General features: G+C 33.4%; 25 protein-coding genes and 1 pseudogene. 11 read left to right on the forward strand and 15 right to left on the reverse strand.

Features of this window, described 5'->3' with window-relative positions; genetic code table 11:
* Positions 1-12: 12 nt before the first annotated feature.
* The 5 genes from lon (at position 13) to HMPREF2801_RS08430 (ending at position 6499) form a co-directional block, all read left to right on the forward strand.
* Positions 13-2346 (forward strand): endopeptidase La, encoded by a 2334-nt coding sequence (gene lon / locus HMPREF2801_RS08410; RefSeq protein ID WP_070611837.1) that lies wholly within the window; start codon positions 13-15, stop codon positions 2344-2346.
* Positions 2333-2932 carry a ribosome biogenesis GTP-binding protein YihA/YsxC gene (gene yihA, locus HMPREF2801_RS08415; RefSeq protein ID WP_070611839.1) on the forward strand — a complete coding sequence of 200 codons (600 nt, stop codon included), beginning with the start codon at positions 2333-2335 and terminating at the stop codon, positions 2930-2932. The genes lon and yihA overlap by 14 nt, the downstream gene beginning before the upstream one ends.
* Positions 2933-3054: 122 nt before the next feature.
* Entirely contained in the window at positions 3055-3918 is an 864-nt protein-coding gene (locus HMPREF2801_RS08420) for a DUF1002 domain-containing protein (RefSeq protein ID WP_070611841.1), read from the forward strand.
* A 203-nt stretch (positions 3919-4121) separates the two neighbouring features.
* Positions 4122-5330: a diaminopropionate ammonia-lyase gene (gene dpaL / locus HMPREF2801_RS08425; protein ID WP_070611843.1), complete on the forward strand. Its 1209-nt coding sequence runs from the start codon at positions 4122-4124 to the stop codon at positions 5328-5330.
* A complete protein-coding gene (locus tag HMPREF2801_RS08430; RefSeq protein ID WP_070611846.1) occupies positions 5327-6499 on the forward strand; it encodes a YgeY family selenium metabolism-linked hydrolase in 1173 nt (390 codons plus the stop codon). The genes dpaL and HMPREF2801_RS08430 overlap by 4 nt, the downstream gene beginning before the upstream one ends.
* A gap of 206 nt (positions 6500-6705) precedes the next feature.
* On the opposite strand, the gene HMPREF2801_RS08435 is transcribed toward HMPREF2801_RS08430, so the two are convergent.
* From HMPREF2801_RS08435 to HMPREF2801_RS08455, 5 genes are all read right to left on the reverse strand, one after another.
* Positions 6706-7332: a glutamine amidotransferase-related protein gene (locus HMPREF2801_RS08435; RefSeq protein WP_070611848.1), complete on the reverse strand. Its 627-nt coding sequence runs from the start codon at positions 7330-7332 to the stop codon at positions 6706-6708.
* A 13-nt stretch (positions 7333-7345) separates the two neighbouring features.
* A complete protein-coding gene (locus tag HMPREF2801_RS08440; RefSeq protein ID WP_070611851.1) occupies positions 7346-8698 on the reverse strand; it encodes an alanine/glycine:cation symporter family protein in 1353 nt (450 codons plus the stop codon).
* 135 nt (positions 8699-8833) lie between these two features.
* Complete coding sequence (locus HMPREF2801_RS08445) at positions 8834-10210, reverse strand: sodium/glutamate symporter (protein ID WP_070611852.1); 1377 nt, start codon at positions 10208-10210, stop codon at positions 8834-8836.
* A gap of 16 nt (positions 10211-10226) precedes the next feature.
* Positions 10227-11561, reverse strand: a complete 1335-nt coding sequence (locus HMPREF2801_RS08450; protein ID WP_070611854.1) for an MmgE/PrpD family protein — start codon at positions 11559-11561, stop codon at positions 10227-10229.
* 69 nt (positions 11562-11630) lie between these two features.
* Positions 11631-12872: an NAD/NADP octopine/nopaline dehydrogenase family protein gene (locus HMPREF2801_RS08455; protein ID WP_070611856.1), complete on the reverse strand. Its 1242-nt coding sequence runs from the start codon at positions 12870-12872 to the stop codon at positions 11631-11633.
* A gap of 134 nt (positions 12873-13006) precedes the next feature.
* Between HMPREF2801_RS08455 and HMPREF2801_RS08460 the strand changes: the two genes are divergently transcribed.
* On the forward strand, positions 13007-13879 hold the full coding sequence (locus HMPREF2801_RS08460) for a LysR family transcriptional regulator (RefSeq protein ID WP_070611858.1): 873 nt from the start codon (positions 13007-13009) through the stop codon (positions 13877-13879).
* 208 nt (positions 13880-14087) lie between these two features.
* Here the strand turns inward: HMPREF2801_RS08460 and HMPREF2801_RS08465 are convergent.
* The 4 genes and pseudogenes from HMPREF2801_RS08465 to HMPREF2801_RS08475 form a co-directional block, all read right to left on the reverse strand.
* Positions 14088-14405: pseudogene (locus tag HMPREF2801_RS08465) on the reverse strand (glutaminase); the annotation flags it as partial.
* Positions 14353-14487: a hypothetical protein gene (locus HMPREF2801_RS09540; protein ID WP_256387807.1), complete on the reverse strand. Its 135-nt coding sequence runs from the start codon at positions 14485-14487 to the stop codon at positions 14353-14355. The pseudogene HMPREF2801_RS08465 and the gene HMPREF2801_RS09540, both read right to left, overlap by 53 nt.
* Positions 14488-14582: 95 nt before the next feature.
* Positions 14583-15560 carry an agmatinase family protein gene (locus HMPREF2801_RS08470; protein WP_246830009.1) on the reverse strand — a complete coding sequence of 326 codons (978 nt, stop codon included), beginning with the start codon at positions 15558-15560 and terminating at the stop codon, positions 14583-14585.
* A gap of 107 nt (positions 15561-15667) precedes the next feature.
* Positions 15668-16411, reverse strand: coding sequence for an IclR family transcriptional regulator (locus HMPREF2801_RS08475; RefSeq protein WP_070611862.1), 744 nt, complete (start codon positions 16409-16411; stop codon positions 15668-15670).
* Positions 16412-16641: 230 nt separating this feature from the next.
* On the opposite strand from HMPREF2801_RS08475, the gene HMPREF2801_RS08480 reads away from it, so the two are divergent.
* A complete protein-coding gene (locus HMPREF2801_RS08480; protein WP_070611864.1) occupies positions 16642-17874 on the forward strand; it encodes an Nramp family divalent metal transporter in 1233 nt (410 codons plus the stop codon).
* A gap of 197 nt (positions 17875-18071) precedes the next feature.
* On the opposite strand, the gene HMPREF2801_RS08485 is transcribed toward HMPREF2801_RS08480, so the two are convergent.
* Positions 18072-18590 carry a nitroreductase family protein gene (locus HMPREF2801_RS08485; RefSeq protein WP_019125177.1) on the reverse strand — a complete coding sequence of 173 codons (519 nt, stop codon included), beginning with the start codon at positions 18588-18590 and terminating at the stop codon, positions 18072-18074.
* Positions 18591-19168: 578 nt separating this feature from the next.
* Between HMPREF2801_RS08485 and HMPREF2801_RS08490 the strand changes: the two genes are divergently transcribed.
* Positions 19169-19831: an S-layer homology domain-containing protein gene (locus tag HMPREF2801_RS08490; RefSeq protein ID WP_019125176.1), complete on the forward strand. Its 663-nt coding sequence runs from the start codon at positions 19169-19171 to the stop codon at positions 19829-19831.
* 139 nt (positions 19832-19970) lie between these two features.
* On the opposite strand, the gene HMPREF2801_RS08495 is transcribed toward HMPREF2801_RS08490, so the two are convergent.
* From HMPREF2801_RS08495 to HMPREF2801_RS08515, 5 genes are all read right to left on the reverse strand, one after another.
* Positions 19971-21410, reverse strand: coding sequence for a bifunctional metallophosphatase/5'-nucleotidase (locus HMPREF2801_RS08495; RefSeq protein WP_070611868.1), 1440 nt, complete (start codon positions 21408-21410; stop codon positions 19971-19973).
* Positions 21407-22219, reverse strand: coding sequence for a phosphonate ABC transporter, permease protein PhnE (gene phnE, locus HMPREF2801_RS08500; RefSeq protein ID WP_019125174.1), 813 nt, complete (start codon positions 22217-22219; stop codon positions 21407-21409). The genes HMPREF2801_RS08495 and phnE (HMPREF2801_RS08500) overlap by 4 nt, the downstream gene beginning before the upstream one ends.
* Before the next feature lies 1 nt (position 22220).
* Positions 22221-23042: a phosphonate ABC transporter, permease protein PhnE gene (gene phnE / locus HMPREF2801_RS08505; protein ID WP_070611870.1), complete on the reverse strand. Its 822-nt coding sequence runs from the start codon at positions 23040-23042 to the stop codon at positions 22221-22223.
* Entirely contained in the window at positions 23039-23803 is a 765-nt protein-coding gene (gene phnC, locus HMPREF2801_RS08510; RefSeq protein ID WP_070611872.1) for a phosphonate ABC transporter ATP-binding protein, read from the reverse strand. The genes phnE (HMPREF2801_RS08505) and phnC overlap by 4 nt, the downstream gene beginning before the upstream one ends.
* Before the next feature lie 102 nt (positions 23804-23905).
* Positions 23906-24946: a phosphate/phosphite/phosphonate ABC transporter substrate-binding protein gene (locus HMPREF2801_RS08515; RefSeq protein WP_070611873.1), complete on the reverse strand. Its 1041-nt coding sequence runs from the start codon at positions 24944-24946 to the stop codon at positions 23906-23908.
* Positions 24947-25123: 177 nt separating this feature from the next.
* Between HMPREF2801_RS08515 and rlmD the strand changes: the two genes are divergently transcribed.
* From rlmD to HMPREF2801_RS08525, 3 genes are all read left to right on the forward strand, one after another.
* A complete protein-coding gene (gene rlmD, locus HMPREF2801_RS08520) occupies positions 25124-26458 on the forward strand; it encodes a 23S rRNA (uracil(1939)-C(5))-methyltransferase RlmD (RefSeq protein WP_070611875.1) in 1335 nt (444 codons plus the stop codon).
* Positions 26455-26613, forward strand: a complete 159-nt coding sequence (locus HMPREF2801_RS09250) for a hypothetical protein (RefSeq protein ID WP_019107307.1) — start codon at positions 26455-26457, stop codon at positions 26611-26613. Before rlmD ends, HMPREF2801_RS09250 begins: the two co-directional genes overlap by 4 nt.
* A gap of 6 nt (positions 26614-26619) precedes the next feature.
* On the forward strand, positions 26620-26823 hold a 204-nt coding region (locus HMPREF2801_RS08525), incomplete at its 3' end, for a CD1845 family protein (protein WP_070611905.1).

The raw sequence follows: 26823 nt of genomic DNA on the forward strand, positions 1-26823 counted from the left end.
AGAAGGTGAAAAATGGAAAAAGTAAAATTACCACTAATCCCTCTTCGCGACTTAGTAATCTTTCCCCACATGGTCATGCACTTTGATTGCGGCAGAAAAATTTCTGTAAACGCAATTGAAAGGTCGGAAATGCAGGACTCAAAAATATTTTTGGTGGCGCAAAGAGAACTGGAAGTTGAAGACCCAAAGAGAGAAGACCTCTTTGATGTTGGGACAGTGGCAACTATAAAACAAATTTTAAAACTCCCAGGTGGAGTTGTCAGGGTCCTAGTTGAAGGTGAAGAGAGGGCAAGAATCTCAAGCCTTGATATTAGTGACGAAATAATTGAGGCTGACATAGAAATCCTAGAAGAAGAGGAAATTGACTACACAGAAGACGACCAAATTGAGGCAGCACTTCGACTTGCCTTAAATGACTTGGAATCCTACGCCTCTCTTGATGAAAAATTCTTCCCAGGACTTTTATCTAACATTGCAGACACAGACGACCCATCAAGGTTTATCGACACTGTTGTTGGCTATCTTGACTTTAAACTTGAAGAGTACCAAAAGTTACTTGAGACAACTGATATTTACGAAAGACTTGTTGCCTTCCACGAGATAATGAAAAAGGAAATAGAAATTCTTTCCATAGAAAAAAATATCAACGACCAAGTGAAAAAGAAAATGGATGACATCCAAAGGGAGTACTATTTAAAGGAACAACTTCGCGTCATCCACAAGGAACTTGGCGATGGCGAAGATGAGGGCGAAGTCACAGAAGTTTACAAGAAAAAAATCGAAGAAAAAAACCTTCCTGATGAAGTGAGGGAAAAAGCCCTAAGTGAAATAAAAAAACTTGGCAACTTAAATTCACAGTCACCAGATTATTCCATGCTCATAAATTATCTTGATTGGATAATTGACCTTCCTTGGCTTGATGCTGGAGAGGAAAAAGTAAAATTAAGTGACGCGAGAAAAGTTTTAAATGAAGAACATTACGGACTTAAAAATGTAAAAGAAAGAATACTAGAATTTATTGCCGTGAGAATTTTATCTGGCGACAAAAACAAGGGACCCATACTTTGCCTTGTGGGACCTCCAGGAGTGGGCAAGACTTCCATTGCCAAGTCCATTGCCAATTCCCTCAACAAGGAATTTGTCCGCATGAGCCTTGGCGGTGTAACTGACGAAGCAGAAATAAGAGGACACAGAAGGACTTACATCGGCGCCCTTCCTGGCAGAATTATTTCTCTAATGAAAAAAGCTGGCAAAAATGATCCAGTATTTTTATTTGACGAGATAGATAAAATTGGAAATGACTTTAAGGGCGATCCTGCATCAGCACTCTTAGAAGTCCTTGACCCAGAGCAAAATAATTCCTTTACGGACAGGTATATGGAGCTTCCCTTTGACTTATCCAATGTATTTTTTATAGCGACGGCAAACACAAGGCAGACTATACCGAGACCCCTTCTTGACAGAATGGAAGTTATAGAAATTGGTGGATACACGCCTAATGAAAAATTAAATATTGCAAAAAAATATTTAGTTGCAAAACAAATTTCTGAAAATGGTTTGAAGAAGGAAAATATTAATATTTCTGAAAAGGCCCTAAGGGACATAATAGATTACTACACTCGTGAATCTGGCGTTAGAGGTCTTGAAAAGCAAATTTCAAAAATCGTGAGAAAGTCTGCCCTAAAAATTGTGGAAGAAGATTTAGATAAAGTTTCTGTCTCCACGAGAAATATTTCAGACTTCCTTGGCGAAAAAATTTATTTAATAAATGAAAGAGAAAAAAATTCTGAAGTGGGCTCAGTTAATGGACTTGCCTGGACAGAGGTGGGCGGCACTACACTTGTCATTGAGACAACGGTTATGCCGGGAAAGGGAAAACTAACACTTACAGGTTCTCTTGGAGATGTCATGAAGGAATCAGCCATAGCTGCCATTTCTCACATTGCATCTAATGCAGAAGACTTTAAAATCGACCCAAACTTTAGAAGTGAAAAGGACATCCACATTCACGTGCCAGAAGGTGCAGTGCCAAAGGATGGGCCTTCAGCAGGAATTACAATTGCCACATCAGTTTTATCAGCCCTTACAAAAAAATCAGTGAGAAGTGATGTTGCCATGACTGGAGAAATTACCCTTCGCGGCAAAGTACTTCCAATAGGGGGGCTTAAGGAAAAACTTTTGGCGGCAGAAAGGTATGGAGTTAAGACTGTAATCATTCCTGAAGAGAACAAGAGGGACTTAAGGGAAATCGAAGAAGCGGCTGTTGAAAAGTTGGAGATAAAAACTGTTTCAAACTTCAAGGAAGTTGCAGAGATTGCGATAGGTGATTTTAGTGAAGATAAATAAGGCAGAACTGGAAAAAGTTGCAGTTTTGGAAAAGCAATATCCTGTGGCAAATCTTCCTGAATTTGCCTTTGCAGGCAGGTCTAATGTGGGCAAGTCATCCTTTATAAATGCCATGCTTAATAGAAAAAATCTAGCCAGAACTTCATCAACGCCAGGAAAGACTAGGACAATTAATTTTTACAAGGTAAATGACGACCTTCGCCTAGTGGACCTACCTGGCTACGGCTACGCAAAAGTTGCAAAGACTGAAAAGGAAAAGTGGGCAGGCATAATCAATAGGTATCTTGAAAATAGAGAAAATCTTTTGGAGACAATTCTTTTGGTGGACATTAGGCATGAGCCAACAGATTTAGACAAGCAGATGTATGACTACATCCTTCACTCAGGCTTTTCTGGCATAGTCATTGCCACAAAAAAGGACAAGATAAAAAAATCTCAAGTAGATAAGCACATTTCTGTCATAGCAAAAAAACTTGGCGTAGAACACAGAGAAAATATAATTCCCTTCTCTTCATCAGAAAAAGATGAAGTCAAGGACATGTGGTTTATCTTTGAAGACATATTGAGATTTCACAAGGAAAAATAAAGTAAAGAAGGACCTTCAAGGTTCTTTTTTATTGTGACATGAGTGTGTGAAAAGTAAATTTCACACAGTTTTAAAAAATTAAACATAAACTTATGTTAAGATATAGAAAAATGGAGGAGATTATGAAGATAAAAAATAAAATTATGACTGCGGCCCTTTCACTCTTGTTACTTCCAAGTGCAGTTTTTGCTAGTGCAGGAGATGAAATAGTAACACTTGGCGCAGACTTAAGTGAAGAGCAAAAAAGTGAAATGCTTCGCGAGATGAAGGCTGATGACAAGGCAAAGATAATTGAAGTCACTAACAAGGAAGAGTACAAGTACTTAGGCGATGTCCTTTCCTCAAAGGAAATTGGAAACAAGGCAATATCTTCTGCCATAGTAAGATACAAAAAGACAGGCAGTGGAATAAATATTGAGCTTTCAGACAACATTCGTGTTGTAAGTGAAGATGCCTTTTTAAATGCCCTAAACACTGTAGGAATAGAAGACGCCGACATTTATGTAACAGCACCAGGAAAGGTAAGCGGCACAGCTGCCCTAACAGGAATTTTAAAAACTTATGAAGAAAACACTGGCAAAAAACTTCCAGAAAATTTGAAAAAAGTTGCCAACGAAGAATTAGTTGTGCAGACAAAACTTTCTGAAGAACTCGGCGACGAAAAAACTAACGACATAATTTACGAAATCAAAGATGCCATGGCAAATAATATGCCAAAGAACGAAGAGGAAGTTAGATTTATAATAAATACTGTGACAAATAATTACAATATAAATTTAACAGAAAGCCAAGAAGACAAGCTTGTTAGCCTCTTTAACAACATGAAAGATGCTGATGTAGATTGGAATAGAGTGGCAGACACAGCAGTAAAATATAAGGACCAGGCATCAAAATTTTTAAACTCACCTGAAGGGGAAAAGGCAGTAGAGAATACAAAGAGCTTCTTGGAAAAGTTAATAGACTTTATAGTTGGCTTGTTTAAATAAGAATTAAGAATAGAGATTCACCTTAGGGTGAATCTTTTTTATTGAAGAAAAACTTGAAATGAAATAGGTCCAGTGGATTTTAACTAAGCTTGTAGGCCATAATAATTTGTTTTCTAATCTTGTCTTGCTTTTTATTGGGCTAATAACTTAAGATAAAGACATACAGGTTATTAGATGTTTTTACTAATTAAAGGAGATACAGGATGTTAAAAATTTTTACGAGACTTAAAGATGACAAGAGAGAGAAATACGATACGAGATTCTTAAATGAAAAGCGAGCAAGAGAGGTTCATGATTATCACAATGGCTTCCCTATGTATGAAGAAACTCCCTTTGTGGAATTAAAAAATCTTGCAGAAAAAACTGGTGTAAAAAATATTTTAGTTAAAGATGAATCTTATAGGTTTGGATTAAATGCATTTAAAGTTCTTGGTGGAAGTTTCGCAATAGGAAAGGTAATTGCAGAAAAGTTAAATATGGATATTAAGGATTTAATTTTTGAAAAGCTTACATCACAAGAGGTAAAAGATAAATTAGGCGATGTAACTTTTATAACGGCTACTGACGGTAACCACGGTCGTGGAGTTGCATGGGCTGCAAATAAATTAAATCAAAAATCAATTGTATATATGCCAAAGGGCTCAGCCGAAGAAAGAGTTAAGAATATTGAAAAAGAAGGCGCTACAGTAAAAGTTTTAGACTTAAATTACGACGAATGTGTTAGACAAGCTAATCAACTGGCAGAAGAAAAAGGCTATATCATGGTTCAGGATACAGCTTGGGATGGTTATGAAGATATTCCAAAATGGATCATGCAAGGTTACATGACTCTTGCTTGGGAAATGTACGAAAGTTTGCAAGAGAAGAATATAAAACCAACTCATGTATTTTTACAAGCAGGCGTTGGGTCTTTTGCCGCTGCAACAACAGGATTCTTTACAAATATGTATAAGGATGGCAAGCCAATTATTACAATAGTTGAACCAGATACAGTGGCTTGTATTTATGAGTCAGCAAAAGCAAATGAAAGAGTTTTAGTTGGTGGAGACCATAAGACAATAATGGCTGGTCTTGCTTGTGGCGAACCAAATACTTTTGGGCTAAAAGTTCTTTTAGATAATTGTGAACATTTTATAAGCGCATCAGACGAATTTGCTGCCTTTGGCATGAGAGTTCTAGGAAACCCTTATAAGGATGATAAAAAAATTATTTCTGGAGAAAGTGGAGCAGCTCCTTTTGGCGCAATTTTAAAAATACTAACTGACGATAGATATGAAGATGAAAGAAAGAAATTAAACATTAATGAAGATTCAAATTTAATATTTGTTTCAACAGAAGGCGATACAGATGCTAAAAATTATTTAGACATTGTATGGGATGGAAAATATGAAAGTACAGGAGGCAGAAAATGAGCAAGGTAAATGCAGTAGAACTAACACAAAAGTTAGTAAGAAGACAAAGTTATTCAGGTAATGAAAAGGGTGTTTCAGAAGAACTTACAAAATTCTTTAAAGAAAATGGTTTTGATGATATTCATGTTGACAAGTATGGAAACACAATTGGTCATATTAAGGGATCTAAACCGGGACCAAAAATTGTATTCGACGGACACATGGACACAGTTCCAGTAACTGACGAAAGCGAGTGGCAATATCCACCTTTTGAAGCAGAAATCCACGACGGAAAGATTTATGGAAGAGGAACTAGTGACATGAAGGGTGCGCTGGCATCAATGGCAGTTGCAGCAAGCAATTTCAAAGAAAAGACAGGCGGAGATTTTGCTGGAGAAATTTTTGTTGCAGGAATTGTACACGAAGAATGTTTCGAAGGTGTTGCTGCAAGAGAAGTGAGTGCCTATGCAAAACCTGACTATGTAATCATTGGTGAAGCTTCAAACTGCAATGTTAAGATTGGACAAAGGGGAAGAGCTGAAATCAAAATTGAAGTTCTAGGAAAGCCAGCTCACTCAGCAAATCCTGAAAAGGGAATCAACGCAGTTTATAAGATGTGTAAGGTAATTGAAGCAATAAAAACTTTAAAACCAACTCATCACGATAGACTTGGCGATGGAATTTTAGAACTTGTTGACATTAAATCAAGTCCATTCCCAGGAGCATCAGTTGTGCCAGAAAAATGCGTGGCAACATATGACAGAAGACTTTTGGTTAATGAAACTAAAGAGTCAGTTTTAGCTCCAATAAATGAACTTTTAGAAAAATTAATGAAAGAAGACAGTGAACTTAAGGTTAGAGCTTACCATACAAAGGCAGACGAAAAATGTTTCACTAATGAAATTATTGAGGGAGAGAGATTTTTCCCAGGATGGATCTTTGATGAAGACGAAGATTGGGTTGAAAAAGTTGTTGCAAAACTAAAGGACAAGGGACAAACTCCAGAAATAACTCAATATAATTTCTGTACAAATGGTAGTCACTATGCAGGAGAAGCAAAGATAAAGACACTTGGCATTGGACCATCAAGAGAAAACTTGGCACACACTGTAAACGAGTATATAGAAATTTCTGAACTTGAAAAAGTTGTAGATTCATACGAAGCTGTAATGGAAGCCTTGCTAGTTTGAAAATAAAGATTTATAGATTTGCGAAATAAAATTAAAAACAAGAAAAAAAGATTCACCTCATAGAAGATGAATCTTTTTCATGATTACATAAAGAATAATACTTGAATTAACGGGTCTTATAAATATTTGAAATAAGCCTTAAAGAAATCCCAGATATTATCTAGTTGTAGGGTTCTTATTGTATTTTTAAAGTTTATTTTTAAATACTATATACTTAAAAAGTTTTCTAAAATAACTTTTCCATCTATATATTTTTCATTATATTTTTCTGGATGAAATTGTAAAGAATAAATTTCTTTCTCCTTGTGTTTCATAGCTTGTATTTTACACATTTTGGATGATGTTAGCAGTTCAAATTCCTTTGGAATACTTTTAACTTCATCTCTATGAAGTTCGTATGCTGTAATTATTTTTTCAAGTCTTTTAAATAATTTGTCTTTTTTAATAATGTCTAAAGTTATAAAACCTTCTTCTCTTATATCTTTTTCGCCAGGTTCTACTTCTATCATTTTTCCGAAAGAAGCACCATATGCTATGGCAATTAGTTGATGACCTGCACATACTCCTAGTGTAGGGATGGTAGTTTCTCTAATTAACTCTAATTCTTTTTGATAATCTCTAGTTATTTCCTCAATGTCCCAGTCAAAAGTAACTCTTCCAGTTAAATAAATAAAATCTGGGCTTATCTTTTTAATAATCTCACTATTTATTTCTTTATGATGTAAAACAAAAAAATTAAAATTCCCGATATTTAATATAGCCTCTTTAATAGTTGGTATCCAACCATAATCTTCAGCATCCTTTTCATTATTAATAATTAAAATTTTCTTCATATTTAAGTTCTCCTTATTCACCATTCTGTTTCCAGTAATCATTGCTTATATCAAATATTTCTTTACTCTTTAATAATATCACGATTAAATTTATAACCATAATTAAAGCTAAGAAGAAATCTGTTACATCCCATATAGAGTCTAAGACTGTAATTCCACCTATAAACGCTGCAATTAAATAAAATATTTTAAAAAATTTTGCATTATTTGAGGATATTATAGTTGAAAGTTGAGACTCTCCTATGTATCCAAATCCTATCACAGTTGTATACGCAAATAAAATAGTTGCTATACTTACTGCATAACCAAATATTTTTGATGTTTGAGCAAAAGCCTGAGTTACCATTATAGAAGAATTTCCATCTGGGCTAAATATACCGCTTGTTAGAACTGCTAAACCAGTTGCTGTACATATAATTGTAACCAAAAATATTTCTGTAACTCCATAAATTGCTTGTTCAACTGGGTTATTTACTTTTGCTGGAGCATGTGATACGGTAAATACCGCTTGTCCAGCACCTGATACAAAAAATCCCCTAGCTATACCATATTGCATGGCTTTCATTATACCATAGCCCAGTGCACCTCCTGTTATGGCAACCTTGCTTACTGAACCTTTAAACATTGAAATAATAACAGGAATTATATTATTATAATTAGAAACAATAACAATTATTGAGGCTATTAAATAAAAGATAGACATAAATGGAACTAATTTTTCGGCAACTTCACCTATTCTTCTTATACCTCCAACTACTACAATACCAGCTATAATCATATTCAATACCGTTACAATTATTTTATAATTTCTAGCAATTGGTATCATATTAATAACATTTTCTATAATCACATTTGATTGAATTGCTGTACTTAATAGACATACTATTACCATTAAAAATACTAATATTTCTCCAATAAATGGAATATTTAATCCATTTTTTACATATAATCCTGGACCTCCTACATAAGTACCGTCTTCTGCTTTTCTTCTGTACTTAATAATAATTATTATCTCAGAATATTTTATTATCATTCCTATGAAGGCGGCTATCCACATCCAAATAATAGCACCTGGGCCTCCATAAATTAATGCTGATGCGACACCTACAATACTGCCCATTCCTATAACAGAAGCCAAAGAAGTAAACATAGACTGAGCAGAGCTTAAAACTCCATCACCATCATTTTCTCCTTTTTTTGATATACTCCCTATTGTTTTTGACATTATTAGTTTAAATTTCCTTATATGAACACCTTTTGTTCCAATTGTTAAATATATGCCGATTACTCCTAAAAATATTAATGCAGCTGGTCCCCATAAAAAACTGTTAGCCAGTTTTATAAGATTTAAAATAACTGATTTCATAATGCCTCCTATTAAAATCAAAACTTATAATAAAACTCTATTTTAAAAACAAGGCTTTCATACTAAATTTAAGATGAAAGTCATATGATATTATTTATTTATTCTAAATTAAAATTTAATTAAATGTATTTATATTTAATTAAAATTTACATCGATTTCACCTGGTCGTAATTGATCATCTGGACCTTTGTAAATGCCATATTTTTTTGCACATAGTCCTAATAGGATAAAGCCTACTATGAAGCAAGCAATACCACTAATCAATGAATATCCATTAACAATTAGTGAAGGAAGTGTAGCGATAAGACCAATCTCAATAAAAGACATAAACACATAAGCCATTCCATAATCTTCTAGTGTTTTACTTTGATATTTAGGATCGACTATTCTTAATAAAGTTACTCCTATTGCAACTACACCTGTTGACCAACCAAATATAAATATTCCCTTTTCAAACCAATATTTTTGATATAGCTTTCTAGAAACAAGCAAAAGATAAGAAACACAAAAAACAGCACCGATTAATGTTAGTATTAGTATTGGCATTGCATATTTTATTACAACTGAAATTTTTATTGTTGCTATACCAAATGATACTAAATAGTCTGTAGCAAAACTACCAACATGACTTATAATTCTTCTGTCAACATATTTTGAAAAATTTATTTTCTTTAAAATAAATTGTACAAGCACACCATATAGCATTGAAACAGAGAACATCGGAATACTTAATTTAGGGAACAAACCTTGTAAATAATTAGTTGTAAAATATCCACCACAAGTGGCTATTAAAACAAGCATGAAATGCCAAGTTAATGTATCAAGTGACATGTTATTAACTGTTTCTATACCCAAAACATCTTGTTCTTCAGAAGGATTCATACCTGTTCTCATTCCTACAGGTAGTTCTTGCATTGTTTTAATAAATCTAGTCCATTTTTTTCTGGTTGCGATATTAATTAAAACAATTCCTCCTAACACTCCAAAAACCAAACCTATTGTTGCAAAAGTCTGTGCAATTGGTAAAGCTTCATCCCAACCGATTAATTCTTCGAATGCTCCTCCAAAAGCTGCCGCTGCTCCATGACCACCAATAAATCCGCCAGGCATTAATACTGAAAAAGCTTCAGAAACATTAGGATAAAATACTTTCAGTATTAATCCTCCTATAACTAATGCTGCTCCGTATTGAAGAAAATAAACTGAAGAGTTTACAAAAAATGTATCACCTACATCATCCATAGTTTGTTTAAATGATCCACCGCCTTCATTGCCTATGAAGAGCGAAGCGAATAAGAAAACAACTAACATGTAAGGATAAGATCCTACAGAATCAGAGAAAGGAATAATATTTAAGAACTGTTTTCCAAAAAATAGTCCCATAAATCCCGCTAACAATGAACTTGGTAATAAAAATTTTTGTACTATTTTTAATTTTGCTCTCATTAGCTGAGCTATAAAAAGTAAAATAGACATTAACGCAAAATCCATTAAAAAATCATAAGGAGTCATATATAACACCCACCTTTCATTTTATCTCATTGTTTATTATTTTTATAAGATCCTTCATCTTAATATTTAAATTATTCTCCAGATTATTAAGTATTTCTTTTTGTCCGTCTTCTTTTAAAATTGATTTAGTTCTTTTAATAAACTTATTTTTTATCCAATTTATATCTACATTATCTGTGCTTTCACCGCTTGCTTGATAGATATCAGAAGTATATACTTTGTCATCCTTTGTAATAATTTGAACTTTCGCTAATCTTTTTTCAGGGAAAGCTGAATCAAGCTCTTCATCCACTTCAAATTTTAATATGCCCATAATTTTTAAGACATCCTTATCATCTAAAGCTCCTTCAATGACTTGTTCAATCCCAACATCCCCGTGAACTATTGCAGATGCGACTGGCCAAGCAATATTATATTGTGCCTCATCCGTTGTTTTTGGTTTTATTTTGCTTAGTTGCGCAGCTGAATCAAATGTAAAAATTTTAACTTCTTTAAAATCATTAAAATTTAAATTATTATCTTTTATTAAATCTATACTTGCTTCTATCGGTTGATGTGCCCATCGACAACATGTATATGGTTTAAAATAGAGGTCAACCATCATATATAGTTTGTTTAAATTATTTACATGCTCCTCGTATTCTGGTAACTCTAATAGATATCCACCACCTTGTGAACCTTCTAAAGTTTCTAAAACTGCTTGCATACCAACTAAAGCACCAAAAGGTACTCCGTCTTTATTCATAGATGGGTTTTGCACTGATCTCATTACAGGTGTTAAAGGTGCATGAAAATCAGCAATTGATAAAGCGTTGTTAGTCTTTTCTTTATCAAGATTTAATATCTTACAAATTCCAGCAGCTGTACCAAATGCTCCATATGTTCCTGTACTGTGTAAATAATCATAGTGATCTTGTAAAGCAAGTCCTTCTCTAATAGAAAGTTCATAACAAACAACTAAAGTTTCAAGAAATTCTTTATATGTTATATTTTCTTGAATTGCTGAAGAAATTACTCCTGCTATAAAAGATGTTCCTGGATGACCTTTTACTAAATTAAATCCGTCATCAATGTCAAAAGAATTTGAAGCATGGGAGTATGCAACAACTGCACCTGGAAGATTTAAACTTTCTTCTTTTCCTATAAGCTCAATATCTCCTTCTTTATAATATTTTTTCGCAAAATTCACACCTATTTTATATTGATTACCTTTACTGCCTAAAATCAAGGCATTTATTAAATCAATTCCGCAAATAATCGCTTGCTTTTTTATTTTTTCAGGTAGATTTTCCCATTTTGTGTTAAAAATAAAGTCTTCAACTTTATAATTCTTTTTAAAATCAAAATTCATAATCAAACTCCATTTTAAAAATAAGGCTTTCATACTAAATTTAAGATGAAAGCCTTATGATATTACTTATTAGATGTTATAAACTCCATTATTTAGGTAATCTAAAAGATCTTCTTTACTCATGTCTTTTATTCCGAGATACTCTAAATTATATTTGCTTTCTTCAAAAAAGTTTTTATTATGCATTGCTCCTGACAAAACTATCATGGAATCTATAATTGGTGTCTTTACTCCGTATTGGACTCCTAAATCGTGGTATATTTTACATCCAATAGGAACATCTTCTGTCATATATCTGTGGTGAATACTGTTTGGACCTGTATTGCCTTCGGTTGAAGGTTGATCTAATGGAAATACAACATTATCATTTCCATTTTCATCTAGACCCATATATTCTTGTGTCAATACACTTCTTCTTGAGAAAAACATGTCTTTTTTATACTTAGGAATACCAACGCCAATTTTTTCAGCTAATTGTATTTCTTCGTTATAGAATTTATATTGAACTTCACAAATTGATGGGCATAATCCATGGCTGTACATTGAATATGTTGTTTTATCGTGACCACAGAAAATTACTCCCCAGTTTTCCATTGTTGAAACCCCAAGAACTGTTGCAGGAACGTGAATTACAGGATTAACATTTGCAAAATCTATATCTAAAATAGTTTCACCCTTTTGTGGTCCATCGCCTTGATATACTGCATCCATAGCTGGTAGATATTTTCCTGCTTCAAGAAAAGCCTCTGTATCTGACATAGGTAAAGCAGCTCCTCTAAGTGTAATAGCACGGTATTTAACACCAACGTGTGGGAATTGGAATCCATTAACTGATTCAATTCTTGTTCCATAAGGAGCACTTGACCATCCACCAATAATAACTTTCTTATCAGACTTCATGTCTCTCATCATTTTTCTTAATAATAGACAACCAAAGTTATCAGCAAAAATCATAATAACTTGTCCATCTTCAAGATGAGGAATTAGTTCTTTAAAAATAGGTTCATGTCCCCATGATCCGCAAGCTACAACTATTATTCCTGCTCCCTTAACTGCTTCAGCAATATTGTCTGTGTATAAATCAAGGTGAGCTCTACCAGATCTTTCAAAACCATCTCTATTTCTTTGAATACCATCAAGTAAAATTCCTGTTTTCTTAAGACCTTTTAATGATTTTTTGGCAAAGTCTGGTAAATCAAATAATCTTACTTCTGCTCCGCCTAGTTTGCTGTCTGCAGCAATTGTTTTTCCAACTGCACCTCCTCCTAGAACTGCAATAGGTTTTGTTTTTAAATAACTCATGTCTTTCATAGTGTTTTCCCCTTTCATTTTTTATCTATGTAACTCACTATCTTTTTACAAACTAATAATAACATGATATAATTAATTAATCTAATTCATAGTTTTGATTAAAGTGTTCATTTTTTTTGATAGGTGGTTTTAAAATGGAAATAAGAAATATTGAAAGTTTTTTGAGTATTGTTCAGCATAAAACTTTTACAAAAGCTGCTGAAGAATTAGGATATGCTCAATCAACAATAACAATGCAAATACATCAGTTGGAAGAGGAATTAAATGCTAAATTGTTTGATAGAATTGGTCGTTCTGTATATTTAACTGATTTTGGTGAAAATTTCCTTGTTTTAGCAAGAGAGATGTATAATTTATCATTAGAAATGAAATATCTAAATAGTGAACCTACTATGATTCATGGTACTTTAAGAATTGGAACAATAGAATCCTTTCTTCTTTCTAATATGAATGAAGTTTTGATAAAGTTTTCTGAAAACTATCCAAATATAATATTAGATATTAGAACAGGGAGTACTATGGAGCTATATGATGAATTATCTAAGAATAATTTTGACATTGTATTTGGAATAGAAAATGAGATTTCTCAAAATAAATTCGAAAAAATAAAATTTAAAACAATAGAAATGTCATTTATGACAAGATATTCTAAAAATTTAAAAAAAATGACTTTAAGAGAAATGGAAGACAAACTTTTTGTTTTGACAGAGAATGAAAGTTATTATAATCAAAAACTGATGCAAATATTTAATGAAAAAAATTTAAAAATAAAAAAATTTATTCATATTCAAAACATTAGTGCGATTTTGAATATAATAAAAGAAAACGATGTTGTCGCGTTCTTGCCAACTTATGTTGCTACTAGATATATTAAAAATAAAGAAATTTCCATAATAGATGCAGATTTAGAACAACTAACTGTTAAAGTTAATGGATATGTAAATAAAGAAAAGTGGAAAACCCCTTATCTAATTTATTTTATAAAATTAATTGAAAAGATTTTTTAGAAATAGTAAAAATTATTTTTTGAAAATTATTTGATTTAAACATTTTTAAACTCACCTGAAGGGGAAAAGGCTGTTGAAAATACAAAAAACTTTTTAGAAAAACTTATCGACTTTATAGTTTCACTATTTAAATAATTTAAGAGAAAAAGATTCACCAAGATGATATTAAGGTGAATCTTTTTTTTATTGCGGAATTTATTGAACAAAATTATAAAAAAATATTTAAATCTAAATCGTTGGAAAGTATTTTCAACAAATTTTTTCCGACAACACTGTTGCCAGATTTATCAAGTCTTGGAGAATAGACACAAATGCCACATTTTCCAGGTACGACACCTAGTATTGCACCGCTCACACCACTCTTTGATGGTATTCCCACTTCTAATAAAAAACTTCCACTTTCTTCATACATTCCACAAGATGCCATTTGTGCAAGAACTATTTTTACGGAGTCTTTTGAAATTATCTCAGCATTATTTGCCAAATCTTTGCCACCATTGGCTAGTAGAGCACCTATATGTGGCAATTTCACCTTCATTTGCATAGACTAAACTTTTTTCAATTGAATTTTCAATTATTTTTATTGTTTTCTCTTTATCAGTAAACATTTATGCCTCCATTGAAAAATAAAATTATAGTTAAAAATAACGGCTCAAAAATTTGTTAAGAGCCGTTAAATTTCATTTAATATAGTAAATAATTTTTATCTAAAATTATTAGCCAAGCCGTTTAAATAATAAAGAGCTGCCCAATTTGCAACATGGGCTGCAGTTTGAAGTGAAAGCGTATCAGGATAAATTTCTACAAAATCAAAGCCTTTTGCTCCAGCTACTCCTGCTGCATGAACCATCATATTAAGTTGGTAGCTTGTCAAACCTCCCATATCTTGAGGACCTTGTGGCATAGATGCTGCGTCTAAAGAATCAGAACATATTGTTACATAAACAAATTCAGTGTCTTTGAAAGCAATGTCTATTGCTTTTTCAATTGACTTTTTCCATCCATTTTCATGAACTTCATTGGCTAAGATAACTGTTGCACCATGAGTTTTTGCATTTTGGAACTCTTCTCTGTGATTTCTAGGTCCTCTAATACCAATATGAACGATTTTAGTAGGGTCCATGTTTTCATCTTCGTAAAGTCTATAAAATGGTGAACATCTAGAATACAAGTCGTCACCATAAGCTTCATAGTTATCTAAATGAGCGTCAAAGTGTAGTACTCCTACTTTTTTCGGATATCTTTTTGCTATTTCGCTAATTATTGGATAAGCTATACCGTGATCTCCACCAAAAGTAATTGGCATAACCTTTTTATCTAATAACTTAGAAACTTTTTCTCTTATTGCATCAAATGTAAAATCATAATGTCCGTTATGAACTGGAGTATCACCGAAGTCTGCAACTTTTAAGTAATCGAAACAGTCTTGGTCATAATCAGGAAGATAACCAGTATATCTTATAGATGCACTTCTTATTGCTTTTGGACCTTCTGTAGTAGGGGAGTAACCGCCTATTGTGCATCCGCCTTCCCAAGGAACACCAATAACTGCTGCATCTAAGCCATCTAAATCTTCGTCATTTTCAATAACTGATAAATTCAGCCATGAAGGTACTCCACTGTAGATTGTATTAGGTAAAAAACTTGGATCATAGATTGTAGGTTTACTTTCTCTCATCATTAACAACTCCTTTAGTAAATTAAATTATTTTATTTAATCTTATTATAAAATATAAAATCAAGCATGTCAACGATAATATAACTATAAAAACTACAATGTAGTTTTTATTATTGTTGAATGTTTTTTATAAAATTTATAATTTCTTGTGCGATATCATCTGAATTTTCTTTAATTGTTTTTGTAGGAGCAGTTGCACTTATTGTAGCAACTAATTTTTCAGATTTTATTATAGGAACGGCTACAGAGCTTATTCCTATTGCTACTTCATCAATTTCAGTTGAGTAGCCCTTTTTATCTATGTTTTCTAATTCTTCTATCATTTTAGATTTTGTAGTAATAGTATTCTCGCTTACCTTTTTTTCAGGAATATTGTTTAAATAGTTTTGCAAAAAATCTTCATCTGAATATTTAAGAATTAATTTACCAGAAGATGTTGCATTTAAAGGCAATTCTTTAGAGTCCTTGATGTACAAAAAATATCTTGATTCATCGGGTTCCTCAGATAATATTTTTACAATATTATTTTCTAAAATTTTATGGAATCTTGTATTCACATTATATTTATTAGCTATTTCCTTTAGAAATGTCTCTAAGTTATTAATAAAAATATCATCATTTCTATTCTTTAAAAGTTTAGACTTTGGTAAAAATATATAACCAAGTTTATAAACATTTTTTTCTTGATCATGCTCTAAATAGGAAAAATAAACTAATGTATTTACTATTCCTCTTGTTGTATTTATATTCAAGTTTAGCATTTTACTTATATCGTTTAATTTTAATTCTTCGTTGTCCTCGTTAAAACAATCAATTATTTCAAATGCTCTTTGTATGGATTGTATTAATTTCATGTAATTCACTACTCCCTATAAAAACTATTATAACACAATACTATTAAATGGTATTTATCAATAACAGTCATAAAATTTTTAATTATTAATTGTTTTAGTAAAATTTTTAGGAAAGTTTTTATATTAATTTGATAAATTGATAAAATTTATGTTGACAAGGTTTGCATGACTAATTATAATTATATTATAGTCTTAACAACGGCATAGCCGTGAAAAGAAAGGAGAATTTTATGGAAACTCAAAAAAGAAAGTACACTTTAGCTGAAAAATTAAAAGCTATTGGACCAGGGGCTATGGTTACTGCATCCTTTATTGGACCAGGTACTGTTACAACCGCTACTAGGGCTGGAGCTGAATTTGGATATGCTCTATTGTGGACGGTAATATTTTCTATCATAGCGACAATAATCCTACAAGAGATGTCAGCTAGAATTGGTATTATAACTAAGGGTGGCTTAGGTGAAGCAATCTTAGAAGAATTTAAAGACAGACCTTTTTTACAAAAATTTTCTGCTTACTTTGTTGGAGGATCAATAGCATTTGGATGTGCGGCATACATATCAGGAGATTTAACAGGTACATCATTAGGTATAGCTACTCTAATAAATGTTCCTATTAGAATTATAGTTCCTGTTATTGGTGTTATAGTTTTAACATTGATTTTAAAGGGAAATATAAAATTGTTGGAAAAGATTTTAACTGTTTTAGTTGCGATAATGGCGATAGTATTTGTTACAACCATGTTTGTTTCTAAACCAAACTGGGGAGAAGTTTTCTCAGGTGTCGCACCTACAATACCTGCAAAATCAATAATTTTAATTATATCAATGATTGGTACTACCATAGTTCCTTATAACTTCTTCATTCATACAGGAACAGCAGCAGAAAATTGGGATTCACCAGACCAACTAATTTTATCAAAGTGGGATACAATTGTTTCTATAAGTATAGGTGGTTTAATCACAGCTGCAATAGTTGTCACTTCCGGAACTCTTATGAGAGGTCATGTAATACAAAGTGCTGCAGATTTATCAATACAGCTAGAACCACTATTAGGATCTTGGGCTAAGATGTTTATGAGTATAGGCCTATTCTCAGCTGGATTATCTTCAGCTATAGCTTCTCCTCTAGGTGCTTCTTACACATTGGCAGGTCTACTTGGTTGGGAGTATGATAATTCAGATAAAAGATTTAAATACGCTAACCTAATAATAGCAATTATTGGTATTGTTGTAGGATCAATAGGATTTAATCCAATGCAAATATTATTAATTGCACAAGCTCTAAATGGACTTATCTTACCTATAGCAGCAATTTATGTTGTAATTATTGCATCAAGTGTTAAACAATTAAAAGAATACAGAAATGGCAAAGTTCTTATTTTACTTGGATCTTTAGTTTGTCTAATAACAATATTCTTAGGTGGATATTCTGTAGTCTCAGCATTAAAAGGCTTAATTTAAAAAAAATAAAGATCTTGTTGAAAATTTTTCAGCAAGATCTTTTTTATTGCAAGGAATTAAATATTTGGGAAATAAAAAAATCCGGCGAACCGGATTTAGTTATTTTTTCGTGCTAACAATATTTTTATTGGCTAATAAAATTTTTGCCTAATAAAATTTTTATCTGCTAATAAAATTTCACCCTTCAAATAAAAATTTTAGAACTTATTGTAGTGGACTTTTGATGAGATATCAAATTCTTCGTGGTCCTTTGTGCCTGATTTTTTGTAGCCAATTGGGATCAAACATTGTGCTCTATATGGTTTTTTTACGCCAAAGTTTTCTTGGAAGTATTCTTCATAAGAAATCTTTCCTGCAGTCTTTCCTTCTTTTACATTGATCCATGAAGATGAAAGTCCTTCTTCTTCAAGGAGAAGTTGTAGGTAGGCTGCTGTAAGTGATGCTTCTTCCACCCAAGTCTTGCAGATGTCTGTGTTTGCAATTACTATTACAATCACTGGTGCGTCCTTTAGGTAGAGGGTTGCAAAGGAGTCCATATTGGATAGTTCTTCGATTTTTTCTTTGTCGTCTACAATTATAAATTCAACGGGGTGAGAGTTGCCATTTGATGGTCCCATTGATGCGTACATCAAAAGTTCTTCCAATTTTTCTCTGTCAACTTCTTTATCTTTATATTTTCTAACTGTTCTTCTTTTTAAAATTATTTCTTTTAACAAAATATCACCTCACCTACATTCTACCACATATTCTAATTAAAGTAAGCTGTGCAAATATATTCATAATATTTTTAAATTTTATAGGAATCCTTGTAATTTAAAGGGATAAGACCGATTTTTGGGGGACAAAATTTCTTTGAAAATATTTTCATAAAGGCTTGACAAAAATATTTTACTACAGTACAATATAGGAGAAGTGAAAACTTCATCATCTTTTTTCTTCCCTTAGAGAACAGTTATCTTTTTACATAATCTGTTCTCTTTTATTTTGCCTAATTTTTTGTACATAATTTTTTTGTAATTTCCAGGAATTTTTACATAGAAATTTTTTGCAATCCTCAAATATTTTTGCAATAAATATTTTTGCAATTCCCACAAATTTTTTAAAATTATTTCAAAAGATGTCACTTTTATTACAGGGACAAAATTTTTAAATCTTTATAAAGACACTAGATAAAGTATAAAAACCGTATATGTTTCATTAATGTTACAAGATAGGCTCTTTGTAACAAAAACTTAAAATAGAAATTGTTTCAAAAGATAATTATTAAGTTATAATAATAATGAAGGTGATAAAAATGAAGATTTTGAAAAAGACTTCATTGATCATTATCTCCACGGCATTGATTTTAACAAGCACTGTATTTGCAAAATCCTTTAGAGACACAAGAGGGCACTGGGCAGAATCATCTATTGACTTTATTACAGACAAGGGAATAATGTCTGGCTATGATGACAACACATTTAAACCCAACGAAAACATGACGAGAGTTGAGTTTTATGCCACAGTAAATAGTTTAATTGGCTTCGACAAAACTTACACTGTCACTTTTTCTGATGTAAACACTTCTGACTGGTATTATAGCGATGTAGCTAAGGGCATAAAGGCAGGATACATCACACCAACTACGGGAAAGTTAAATCCAGAGAGAGATATTACAAGGGAAGAGGTTGCAGAAATCCTTGGTTATGTTTATTCATTACCTACTAAGGCAAGTGCAACTAATGAATTTGGCGACAAGAATAAGATTAGTGAATCGGCAAGGGGTTATGTAGGCGCCCTAGTCGATGCAGGAATACTACGAGGATACTCTGATGGAAACTTCTATCCAACAAGATCAATTAGGAGATCAGAAGCTGCTACGCTTTTCAGGTCGATGATTTCTAATTACAACTATCCACAAAAAAAGGCTCTAAATAATAGTAAAATTAAATTTGGAAGCAGAAATCTCTACGAATAAGACAGGTGACTGTCTTATTTTTTTGCTCAAATTTACTTTTTGATTTATCCAGAAATTTTTGCAATGTTTATTATTTCCACAAGCTTATAAAATTTTCAAAAAAAGAGACCTGGTCATGCCAAGTCTCAAAATTTTAAATTTATAAATTTCTAAAATAGTCTAGTAATATTTCTGATATTTCCTTGTCGTAATTTTTTATTACTCTAAGATTTTTATACATATCAAAGCCGCCCGCTCCCGTTGCCCTGTAATTATTCATGACTATGGAAAACTTGTCGCTGTCTTTTACTTCTTTTCCCTTAAAGTAAATCCTGCCAATTCTTTTGCCAATTTCTTTTTTTAAATCCAAATCAAAGTCTATGCCATAAAAGAAATCGAAGTTGTAGTGTTCTTCCTTGGGCTCAAGGAATTTTTTTGCGATTTTATAATCTCCATCATAGACTATATAGGTGTAGTCCTCTTCAAGGGCATCTCTTAGGGTCTTGCCATCAATTTCAAGTACAAGAGCTGTGTTTGGGAACCTGTAAGTGTTTAAGACATCTCTTGTTGTTAGATCTTTTTTGAGGCCAGTTATGACATTGGCAAAGGATGTAATTGAGATGTCGGCACCAGTGTAGTCAAGCTGAATTTTATTTATTAGGTCTGCAAGGTCTGACCCTTTTACTGCCATTTTTATTTTGTCATCAGGGAGGTAGTCGCGAGAAAGCCTTGCTATAGGTTCATCTAAGTAGTCTTGCACCTTTTCTTCTACATACTTATATTTTTCTTCCAAGTAATTTTCTTGAAGGCTTGGTTCTATAAAGGATGCAGAAACTTTTCCCTCGCCAGTTTCTATTTCTATCATGGCAGCCTTCATCCCATTGGCGGGACTTTCCACAGCAAAGGTCTTATTGATCTCGCCAGACAATTCCATGTGTTGGTGACCTGCAAGGATCAAGTCGTAGTCAAGTTCACTTGCAATTTTTCCGCCCACATTTTCACTGGTGTCTGATAATTTTTCGCCAGTTTTTAAATCTATTTCGTAGCCGCCGTGATAAATCAAAATATTAAAATCGGTTTTTTCTTTTTTTAATTTTTCTAAAACTTCCTTGGCAGAAGTAAAGGCATCTCTTATTTCAAAGTTTTCTAAATTTTCTTTTCTCTCCCAAAGATTTACCCAGTCTGTGACAATGCCAGCTATGCCAATTTTATAGCCACCCATTTCTTTTACGGCATAGGGAGAAATTTCTATGCCAGAAGTCTTGTCAGTGACATTAGCACAAAGTAGTTTCCCCTTCATATTTTCCACATAGGATTTTAAATAATTGTAGCCGTAATTGAAGTCGTGATTGCCAAGGGTGTAGTAGTCAACATTTTGCATGAGGTCTGCAATAATATCTGAGCCTAAAAACTCCTTTACATAGTAGGCAAAGGATGAGCCTTGGAGGGTGTCGCCACCGTCAGTTAAGATAGTGAAATGGTCTTTTTTTATATTGTTTAAAAGAGAGAGATAGCCAGTGGCTTTTCTCTCTCTATCTAAATAGTCTGTGGGGAAAAAATACCCGTGTAAATCTGATGTGTGAATTACTTTTATTTTCATTTTTCACCTACTAGCCTTGCTCTAATTTTTGTTGAGAAAAATTCTATAAATAATACTAGAATTATAAGTCCCAAAAGGATTGCGCCAACTTCTTGCCACTTGTAGGAATTTATGGCAAACATAAGTGGAGAGCCAATGCCGCCTGCACCAACTAGTCCAAGGACTGCTGCGTCTCTAAGGTTTATGTCAAAGCGATAAATTGTTGTAGAGGCAAAGTTCGCCCAAAGCTGTGGAATTATTCCAAAGCGAATTTTTTGAAAAGTTGTGGCGCCTATTGAGGAGAAGGACTCCAAAATTGACTTATTTAAATTCATTATGTTGTCGGAAAATAATTTTGTCAGCATGCCTATTGATGTAAAGCTCATAGTCATAAGGCCCGCAAAGGGTCCAGGGCCTGTAACTCTTATAAACATAAGCCCATAGACTATGGAAGGTATTGTCCTTATTAGGATTATGAGAAGTCTCACCATATAAGCTATGGGAGCTGCCACAATATTTGATGAAGCCAAAAAGCTAAGAGGTATTGCAATTATTGAGCCTACCAGTGTACCCAGGAAGGCTATACACATTGTCTCAAGGAGAAGATAGGGCACGCCCTTTTTTGTCAAGTTAAAGAGCATATCTTTCTTGGGATTTAAAATTCCTTTTATTATATTTTTTGCAACAGTCATTCCCTCTTCAGTTGCCGATTCAAAATTTATTACTGTCGAAGACCAAATTATCATGAATAAAACTATGGCAACTATCATGAGGATGTAGCCGTGATTTTTTGGTTCTGATTTTAGTTTTTCTAATACTTTTTCTGACATATCAATTCAACTTTCTTCTAAAGTGCGCAGAGATATTTTCTATGACAAAGACTGTCACAAGTAGTGTCAATAATATCATGCCCACACGGTTGTAATCTCTCCAGTTAATGTTTTCGTTAATGAGTAGACCAAGTCCTCCTGCTCCTACATAACCAAGGATGGCAGCGTATCTGACGTTGCCTTCAAAGTTGTAAAGGGCTGTTGAAAGGTAGAAGGGCAAAATTTCTGGCACAATGGATTTGAAAAATGCCATTGTCCTTGTAAAGCCCATGGAGATCATGGCCTCAAAGGCTCCCATATTAACTGTTTCGATTTGCTCGTAAGTTAGCTTTCCTACATAGGAGAAGGAAAAAATAAAAATTGCAACAGTACCTGCAAAGGCACCAAGTCCAAAGACATAAGTGGCTATAAGTGCAGACACGAGAGTTGGAATTGTACGAAGAACTGAAAAAATTAATTTTACAATCCAATTGATTATTTTGCTCTTCACCATATTGTGGGATGCCAAAAAGGCAAAGGGAACAGATACGACTGCACCCAAGAAAGACCCCAAGAAAGACATCTTTATTGTGTCTAAAAGTGGTCCTACAACTGATGAGAAGTAGGAAAAGTTTGGCTTAAACATTGGCACAAGTATTGCTGAAAGTTTGTGAGAATTTTTTACCAAGGTGTTTAAAGAAAAGCCAGTGACTCTAACAGAAATTACTGTAAATAAAAGGAGGAGAATAATTACTGGTATAGTAAAGCCAGGGTATTCCACTACTTCCTTTCCAGATTCTGTTATATATTTTTTTGGTTTAAAAATTTTGTAGTAGAGGTTCATACTTCCTCCAATTTTAATTCTTCAAAGGAATCTCCGTAAATAGACTTTAAAACTTTATCGTCAACATTCTTGGCAAGCCCATAGTAAATTATTTCTCCATCGCGAACGCCAAGGACCTTTGTTGCATATTCAAGGGCAAGCTCAACATGGTGGATGTTTAAGAGAATGGTTATGCCGAGATTTTCGTTAATCTTTTTAAAATAGTCCATTACTTGCCTTGCCGTAACAGGGTCAAGGCTGGCAACAGGTTCGTCTGCCAAGATAATGCTTGGATTTTGCACAAGAGTCCTAGCTAGGGCCACTCTCTGCTGTTGTCCACCAGATAAGTTGTCTGCCCTTTCAAAGGCCTTGTCCAAGATGTCCACTTGTTCAAGAGCTTCAAGAGCCTTTAACTTGCACTCCCTTGGATAGATGCCAAGGATTGACTGGATAGGATTGAGGTCGGGAACAAAGGAAGACATGACATTTTTTATGACGGAGATTCTTTCAACTAAGTTAAAAGATTGGAAGATCATTCCAATATTTCGTCTAAACTTTCGCAGTTCCTTGCCTTTTAAACTCTTCACATCAACTCCATCTACAGTTAAAGTCCCAGAATTAATGTCGTGCATTTTATTTATAGTTCTAATGAGAGTGGACTTGCCGGCACCAGAGCGACCTATTATGGCAACGAACTCACCATCTTCTATGGTCAAATTAATATTTTTTAGGGCCTTAAATCCACCGGGATATACCTTATCCACATTCTTAAATTCAATCATAATACTCCTTATAAAAAAGAGCTTCTCTTGAAGCCCTTTCTTAATTTTAAAATTCTCTTAAAAGTTTTAACAACTTTTATTTATAAAAACACAATAAGCTTATTAGTTTTTAAGTTCTTTTAAAAGTTTTTGTGCTTCTCTTTCGCCATCATAATCAGAATCCTTTGCAACTTGATAACCTTCGTGGCTATAAATTGAAATTATTTCTTTACCTTCATCAGTATTTGCAATTTCGATGAAAGAATCAGAAAGAGCTTTTTTAAATTCATCTGTCATAATTTCAGAGTTTTTAGAAACAGAAATTGTGTCGTTAAAGATCTTATCAGTAACGCCAATTACATTAGTTTCGTCCCAAATAGATGCAGATTTTTTAAATTCATTTTGCCATTTTTCAGCATTGTCCATTCTAACATCGGCAAAGCCAACCATAACATCAACTTGACCAGAAGCAAGTCTTGCCATAGAAGATGGATAAGAATCAGCTTGAACGATAGAAGGAAGATCAGTTAGACCCTTTTCGTAATTTTTTTGCAACCAAAGATATGGATAGATATAGCCAGCAGAAGAAGATGAACCCATTACAGACCATTTAGCACTTGCAAGATCTTCCCAAGTTAATTCTTCGCCATTATTTACCTTTGCAGCAAGTTCCTTACCCTTTTCAGAAGGACCAGCAATTACAAGAGCTCTGTAGAAGTTTACTTGATCTTCAGATTTTTCAGTTGGTTTTTTGTCGTTCCAATCCTTAGGATTTTCAGAGTCAACAGAAAGTCCCTTTCTAGTTGCAGTAAGAAGAACTTCAGCACCATCGTCGTAGATAGCATAAGTTCCGCCAGGGATAAATCCAACATCAACGCTACCTGCACTTAGAGCTTCGCCAGTAGCTTCGTAGTTTGTACCAACAGTGATGTCAATGTTTTTAACATCGTAACCTTTTTCAGCAAGCTTAGCCTTTAAGATGTCCTTTAAAGGTTCAGTTTGTGTAACAATTTCTTCAGGTTCCCTTGATGGAACAAATTGGATCTTTAAATCTTCTATTACATTTGCTTCTCCCTCAGCCTTTGCCTCTTCCTTTTTGTTACCGCCACAAGCAGTAAGAGTCATTAGCATTGCAAGGAGTAATACTAACCATGTTTTTCTCATACAATACCTCCATAAATAAAATTGGGTTTCCCCAAATAAGAATGTCTTATCAAATTAATTATACCAAAAAAAGGAAAATAAATATCAAAGGGCTGCAAAAAAGTAAAAAATTTAAGAAAATTTTCTTAATTTATTAAATTGTGACAATTTGATATAATTTTTTTAAGGAGTGAAGAAATGAGCATAATTGTTAAAATAGATGAAGCAAGATTTCCCAACCTAGGAAGGGGAAGCTTTGAAGGTAAAAAATATGAATTTAAGGGCGGCATCCTTGGTCAGACTGTGGAAATAAAAGCAAGAGGCAGAAGATCCAAAAAGGCAAAACTATTAAATGTAATCGAAAGATCAAGTCTTGAAAAAGGGTCTCCTTGTCCTCACTTTGAAAAATGTGGCGGCTGTAGCTACCAAACCCTAACTTATGAAGATGAACTTAAGTATAAAAAAGACTTAATCGAAAAATTATTTAAAGAGCATGGCATGGAGAGAGAACTTGAAATAATACCTTCGCCAGTCCACAAGTTTTACAGAAATAAAATGGAGTACACCTTTGGCGACGAGTATAAGGATGGACCCCTTGCCCTTGGACTTCATGTAAAAAATAGATTTCACGAGATAGTAAACACCACTGATTGCAATATTGTAGATGGTGACTTCAATAAAATAAGAAGCCAGGTCCGAAACTATTTCGAAAAAATAGGAGAAGCTCACTACAACAGAATGAGGCACGAGGGATTTTTGCGTCATCTTTTAATAAGAAAGGCGACTAGAACTTCTGAGATAATGATTTTACTTGCCACATCAACACAAAGTGAGCTTGATAGAGATGCCTTTGTAAAATTTCTTTTGAACTTAGACCTTGAAGGCGAAATCGTCAGTATTTTTCATGTAAAAAATGACGCCCTATCTGATGCAATTGTCCCAGAAGAAATAGATTTAATTTATGGCAAGGACCACATAGAAGAAGAAGTCCTTGGACTAAAATTTAAAATAAGTCCCTTCTCATTTTTTCAAACCAACACAAGATCAGCTGAAGTCCTCTACAAAATGGCGAGAGAAAAAATTGACGCAAGAGATAAACTAGTCTTTGACCTCTATTCAGGAACGGGAACCATAAGTCAGGTCTTGGCAGCATCAGCCAAGAAGGTCATTGGAGTAGAAATAGTAGAAGAAGCAGTGGAGGCAGCGAGAGAAAATGCTAAACTTAATGGGATCGACAATGTTGAGTTCATAGCATCAGATGTCTTAAAAGTATTAGATGACCTTGACAAGAACCCAGACCTAATAGTCCTAGACCCACCGAGAGAGGGAATAAACCCAAAGGCAATCGAAAAAATAATAGACTTCGATCCAGAAAAATTTCTCTATATATCTTGCAACCCCGTAACCCTTGTCCGCGACCTTGGCGTATTTAGTGATAGAGGATATAACATAGAAGAAATAGAAATAGTCGACCAATTCCCAAGGACTTCTCATGTGGAGTGCATAGCGTTGATACAAAGAGTGAAATCGTGAAAATCCTGCATTTTAAGCAGTTTTACAAGCATTATGTCTTTAATGAAGATGGCGATGGAGGAAGAAAAAAAGTCCTAAAAAATTATATTGATGTTTATGTTTGCATTGATATGGTGTGTGGAGATACAAAGGGTGAATTGGGAAGTGAGGAATAAGAAATGATGAGATGGATAATAAAAATAATCTTGTTTCCAATCAGCTTGCTGCTGAGTATCCTTACTGCCTTTTTGACATTTATACTTGGCATAGGAACAACTATTCTGTATTTCTTAATGCTTATGTGTATAGTTGCTGCAATAGGCTCGTTTATGCAGAAAGATGTATCACTTGGTATTGAAGCATTGATTATTGGATTCTTAGTTAGT

This window comes from Peptoniphilus sp. HMSC062D09 (genome assembly GCF_001811425.1).
GTDB lineage: Bacteria > Bacillota > Clostridia > Tissierellales > Peptoniphilaceae > Peptoniphilus_A.